The sequence below is a fragment of the Pseudomonas putida genome (assembly GCF_022627325.1).
GTDB lineage: Bacteria > Pseudomonadota > Gammaproteobacteria > Pseudomonadales > Pseudomonadaceae > Aquipseudomonas > Aquipseudomonas putida_X.
In genome coordinates, this window is record NZ_JAETZZ010000062.1 from 1 (window position 1) to 255 (window position 255).

Consider the following 255-nt stretch of genomic DNA (forward strand, 5'->3'; position numbering starts at 1 on the left):
GACAGCTAGGAGGTTGGCTTAGAAGCAGCCACCCTTTAAAGAAAGCGTAATAGCTCACTAGTCGAGTCGGCCTGCGCGGAAGATGTAACGGGGCTCAAACCATGCACCGAAGCTACGGGTATCACCTCTGGTGATGCGGTAGAGGAGCGTTCTGTAAGCCTGTGAAGGTGAGTTGAGAAGCTTGCTGGAGGTATCAGAAGTGCGAATGCTGACATGAGTAACGACAATGCGAGTGAAAAACTCGCACGCCGAAAG

General features: G+C 52.2%; 1 rRNA gene. It reads left to right on the plus strand.

The features are described from left to right. Positions 1–255 (plus strand): 23S ribosomal RNA (locus JNA92_RS26275); the annotation flags it as partial.